Here is a 4,895-nt window from a genome sequence, read left to right on the forward strand (position 1 = left end):
GCCGGTGGGGTGGACGGCGGATGCCTTGCGCGCGGCCGAGGCGAAGCTGCATGGCGCGGGGCTTCGCCTTCACCGCCTGCGCCGGGCGTTTGATGCGCGCTGCTGGCCGCTCGCCCGGCGCGGCTTTTTTGACTTCAAGGCGCATATTCCGGCCTTGCTGAAGGAGTTGCCATAGATGCCGAAACCAGTCGTGTATTACGATGGCGGCTGCCCGGTCTGCCGGCGCGAGATCGGCTTTTACCAAACCTGCCCGGGCGCTGAGCGCATCGCCTGGCAGGATATTTCACAGGCTCCCGAGCTCGTGGCGGCGGATCTCACCCGCGGCCAGGCGCTGGCGCGTCTGCACGCGCGGCGGGGCGATGGCACGCTGGTCAATGGCGCCGCCGCCTTCGCGTTGATCTGGGAGCAATTGCCGGCCTTCAAGCCCGCCGCCTGGCTGTTGCGGCGGGCGCCAATTTTGGCGTTGGCCGAGTGGCTCTATAATGGCTTCCTGCGCCTGCGGCGTTTGTGGCGGCGGGCATGATGTGTCCTTCTGCGCCGTGATCGGCGCAGGTGCGGCGCGGCTTCACCCCTTGCCGGCAGGCAGGAGCTCACTCAGGAGCCGGTTGGGAAAACGCCGCTTCTGGACGATGGCATAAAACGTCTCGGTCACGTCCTCGATCCGGCAATGCTCGACGAGAACACCCGTGTTCAGCTCATCGCGGACAACGATCGGCGGCACCAGGGTCACGCCCTCGCGCTCGCGCGCCAGCAAGCGCAGCATCGCCATGTCATCGACTTCGGCGAGGATGATGGGTCTGATCCCCGCCAGCTCAAGCACGCGGTCGAAGGCGACGCGGATATCGCTATCGAGGCTCGGCAAGAGAATGGGTTCGGAGCGCAGATCGTCCGGAAACTTGAACTTGCGCCGGGTTGCGCGCGGACGGCCGACCAGGCTGACAGGCTGTTCGTTGAGCAGATGATTGCGCAATGAGGACCGCGCGTCGCGCGGCGCGGCGCTGTTGGCCAGGACCACATCGAGGGCGTGCGCCTCCAGCTGGGCGAGCAGATCGCGGATATTGCCCGAGCGGACGATCAGCTCAACATCCGCCCGCCCTACCAGGGGGCGAAGGAACTCAAGCTGGAAATTTCGCGACAAGGTCGTCAGCGCGCCGACGCGCAGCACCTGGCGGGTGGCCAGGGGCTGCCCGCGCAAGGTGCTCATGAGCTCCTCGCCCGCCTTGAACACCGTATCCGCATAGTCGAGCGCGATCCGGCCGGCTTCGGTCAGCACCAGCTTCCGGCCGGCCCGCTCGAAGAGCGGATGCCCGATCTGGTGTTCAAGCTTCTGAATTTGCACCGAAAGCGCTGATTGCGACAGGTTCATCATCGCGGCCGCCCGGGTCAGGCCGCCGGCATGAACCACCGCCCAGAAATAGCGCAGATGATTATAGTTCAGGTCCCTCATATCGTTCTATTAAAACGAACGAATTTGCGCAAACAATGAATTTTTTTCGGATTTCCCGATCAGCTACCAACCCCCGAACAGTCTTTGCGTTTGAAGGGGATTTTCGTGCTGCCATTCCTCGCGCCGCTGCTGGCGCCGGTTCCGCTGCTTCTCGCCGGGGCAACCGGCTTTTTCGATCATGGGCCACGGCCCAAATACGCCCCGCTGCTGGCCGAAGCCGTCTCGCTTCTCGCCTTGCTGGCGGCGGCCGGGAGCTTGATCCTTCACGGCGCCGGCGATGGTCGCGTCATCGGCATTGAAGGTGCCGGCCTGTCCGTCCGGCTCGATGCCGTCAGCGTGGCCATGCTGCTGCTGGTGACGTTCGTGGGCTGGATCGTCGTGCGATATGCGCGCCGCTATCTGGATGGCGATGACCGGCAAGGCCGCTTCACCGCCTGGCTCTGCCTGACGCTGGCCGCCGTGGCGCTGCTGGTCACCGCCGGCAATCTGGTCCAGCTGGTCATCGCCTGGATCGCCACGAGCCTGTTCCTGCACAGGCTGTTGCTGTTCTATCCGTAGCGTGTCGCCGCGCGGCGGGCGGCGCGCAAGAAATTCATCACCGCGCGTCTTGGCGATGCCGCGCTTCTTGGCGCCGCGCTGTTGCTGGCCGCCGCTTACGGAAGTTTTCAAATCGGAACAATCATGGCGGCGGCGCGGTCAGGCGCGGGTGGCGAGATGGCGGCCGGCGCGGCTTCGCTCATCGCCGCCGCCGCGATGCTCAAATCGGCTCAGTTTCCCACCCATGGCTGGCTGACCGAAGTCATGGAGGCGCCGACCCCGGTCTCGGCCCTGCTGCATGCGGGGGTGATCAATGCCGGCGGCTTCCTTCTGGTCCGCTTCGCCGATGTCATGTTGCTGGCGCCGGGCGTTCTCGCGGTGCTTGTCATGGTTGGCGGGTTCACCGCGCTCTTCGGCAGTCTGGTGATGTTGACCCAGCCCGCCGTCAAAACCTCGCTTGCCTGGTCCACGGTGGCGCAGATGGGCTTCATGATCCTGGAATGCGGGCTGGCGCTGTTCCCGCTGGCGCTGCTGCACATCGTCGCCCACTCACTCTACAAGGCGCATTCCTTTCTGGCATCGGGCGGCGCGGTGGAGCGGGTGGCGGCCCTACGCAGGCCAGGCCCGGTCGCCGTGCCGAAGGCCGGGGCCGTCGCGCGCGCCTTTCTCTCGGCTTTCGTCATTTATGGTCTCTTTGGCGCCGGCTTCGGCGTCGCGCACAAATCGCCGCAGGCCATTGTGCTCGGCGTCATCCTGATCTTCGGCGTCGCCTACATGCTCGCGCAAGGCTTCGCGGATGCCGCGCCCAAGGCGCTGACCCAGCGCACAGCCTTCTACGCGGTGGCAGTTTCGGTGGCCTATTTCACCCTGCAATGGGCGGCGATCTCGATCACGGCGGGCATCTTGCCAGCACCCCCGGCGCCGGATCCGCTCGAATGGACGCTGCTCGTCCTCGCCGCCGCCAGCTTCGGCCTGGTTGCCATCGCACAGGCTCTGTTTCCGCTCTGGGCTTTCCACCCCGCGGCCGCCGGGCTGCGCGTGCATTTATCCAACGGGCTCTACGCCAACGCCATCTTCGACCGGCTGATCAACGCCTGGTCCATCCGCAGCTCATCCATTCCCGCCGGGAGCAACGCCCATGATCAATGAAATCTCCCCCGCCTGGCCCGCCCCGCCCGCCGTGCAGGCGGCGATGGACCGGGCCGCCCGCGCCATACCGCCCGCCTGGCCCCTGGCTTCCAGTGTCGCGGTCAATCCGTTTCTCGGGCAAGCCGGTGAGCCTCTCGCCGTGGCCGGGGCGCGGCTCGCGCGGATCGCGGGCGCGCGCGTCACCATGCCCCGGCGCTGGTACGCGGAGAAAATCGCGGCGGGGGTGATCGGCGATGCTGACCTCGCGGCGGCGCTCGCGGCTGCGGCCGGGCCCAAGCCAGCCGATGTGGCGGCTTTGAAGGCGGCGGCGGCGGTTGAAATGCCGCCACCCAGCCCGCTGCCGTCTATCGCCGATCTCGCGTCCCGTATACCGGCATCGATTGGCCGGGTATCATCGCCGACCGCTTCGGTGCCTGGGCTGGCGGATATTTCGACGAAGGCCAGGCGCTTTGGGCCGCACCGAAGGAAAAAAGCGCCTATGCCGCCTGGCGGGCTTCCGCCACCCACGACATCACGCCGGAAATCCTCGGCCTGCCCGGCTTTGCCCGTCACGTGGCGGAAGCGCCGGAGACCGGTTTGGCGGTGGCCGCACGGGCGGTGGACCGGTTGAGCCTGCCCGCCGATGCCGCCGACACATATTTCCACCAGATGCTCATGACCCTCGGCGGCTGGGCGCAATATGCCCGCTACAAGCTGTGGCAGGCTGAGCTTGCCGGCGGCGCGGATGAGACGATCACCGATATCCTCGCCATCCGGCTGATTTGGGAGGAGGCGCTGTTTCTGCGCTACGAAGCCGGGATCGCGGATGGCTGGGCCAGCGTGCGCGTGGCGCATGCCGCCCCGGTTGCGGCAACGCCCGAGGGCAGCATCGATGCCATCCTGCAGGAGGCTGCCGAGCGGGCCGCGCAAAACCAGCTCGCGCGCCGGCTCGCGGAACCGCCACAGGGGGCGGCGCTTGCCAGGCCCGCGCTCCAGGCCGCGTTTTGCATCGATGTGCGCTCCGAAATCTTCCGCCGGGCGCTGGAAGGTCTCGATCCCCGGATCCAAACCATGGGTTTCGCCGGGTTTTTCGGTCTGGGCACCGCGCATCGGCGCTTCGCCTCGGATGTCGAGGAGCGGCGCCTGCCGGTCCTGCTTGCGCCGGCGCTGCGCTCCTGCGCTGGCGGCCCCGATCTCCACGCGAAGGATCAGTCCGCGCGGTTCAAGGCGCGCGCAAAGCGCGCCTGGGGGCGGTTCAAGCTCGCGGCGGTGTCCTCCTTCGCCTTCGTCGAGGCCACGGGGCCGGTCTATGCGGGTAAGCTCCTGAGCGATGCGCTGGGGCTGCATGCGCTCCCGCCGCCGGACGAGCCGCCGCCCCGGCTCGATCCCGCTTTGGATGTGGCGGTTAAGATCGATGCCGCGAAGGCCGTGCTGCGCGCCATGTCCCTCACCAGCGGGTTCGCGCCGCTGGTGCTGCTCGTCGGGCACGGCGCCAATGTCGTCAATAATCCGCACGCCAGCGCGCTGCATTGCGGCGCCTGCGGCGGCTATTCGGGCGAGGTCAATGCCAGGCTGCTCGCCGCGCTTCTCAACGATGCGCAGGTGAGAGACGGGCTGGCGGCGAACGGCATCGAGATCCCCGCCGGCACGCTCTTCGTGGCCGCGCTGCACCTCACCACCACGGACGATGTGACGCTCTATGAGGAGGATCATCTGTCTGCTGCCCACAAGGCCGACCTTGAACAGGCCAAGGCTTGGCTCGCCGCGGCAGGCAAGCTTGCCC

At 67.3% G+C, this 4,895-nt stretch carries 3 protein-coding genes and 2 pseudogenes; 4 read left to right on the top strand and 1 reads right to left on the bottom strand.

From position 1 onward, the window contains the following. The first annotated feature begins 175 nt into the window (after positions 1-175). Positions 176-523: a thiol-disulfide oxidoreductase DCC family protein gene (locus MXAZACID_RS10400; protein ID WP_008494289.1), complete on the top strand. Its 348-nt coding sequence runs from the start codon at positions 176-178 to the stop codon at positions 521-523. A gap of 42 nt (positions 524-565) precedes the next feature. On the opposite strand, the gene MXAZACID_RS10405 is transcribed toward MXAZACID_RS10400, so the two are convergent. Further along, positions 566-1,447, bottom strand: a complete 882-nt coding sequence (locus MXAZACID_RS10405) for a LysR family transcriptional regulator (protein ID WP_008494290.1) — start codon at positions 1,445-1,447, stop codon at positions 566-568. A 105-nt stretch (positions 1,448-1,552) separates the two neighbouring features. On the opposite strand from MXAZACID_RS10405, the gene MXAZACID_RS20140 reads away from it, so the two are divergent. From MXAZACID_RS20140 to MXAZACID_RS10415, 3 genes and pseudogenes are all read left to right on the top strand, one after another. Then, entirely contained in the window at positions 1,553-2,005 is a 453-nt protein-coding gene (locus tag MXAZACID_RS20140) for a hypothetical protein (protein ID WP_240376608.1), read from the top strand. Positions 2,006-2,026: 21 nt separating this feature from the next. Next, positions 2,027-3,133: pseudogene (locus MXAZACID_RS10410) on the top strand (proton-conducting transporter membrane subunit); the annotation flags it as partial. Then, a pseudogene (locus tag MXAZACID_RS10415) lies at positions 3,123-4,895 on the top strand (putative inorganic carbon transporter subunit DabA); the annotation flags it as partial. The pseudogenes MXAZACID_RS10410 and MXAZACID_RS10415, both read left to right, overlap by 11 nt.

It is taken from the genome of Acidocella sp. MX-AZ02, assembly GCF_000306035.1.
GTDB classification, from domain to species: domain Bacteria; phylum Pseudomonadota; class Alphaproteobacteria; order Acetobacterales; family Acetobacteraceae; genus Acidocella; species Acidocella facilis.

What these genes read in the sequence shown, in the direction of transcription:
- MXAZACID_RS10405 (WP_008494290.1), bottom strand. Translation starts at nt 1,447, where the DNA reads ATGAGGGACCTGAACTATAATCATCTGCGCTATTTCTGGGCGGTGGTT.
- MXAZACID_RS10400 (WP_008494289.1), top strand. Translation starts at nt 176, where the DNA reads ATGCCGAAACCAGTCGTGTATTACGATGGCGGCTGCCCGGTCTGCCGG.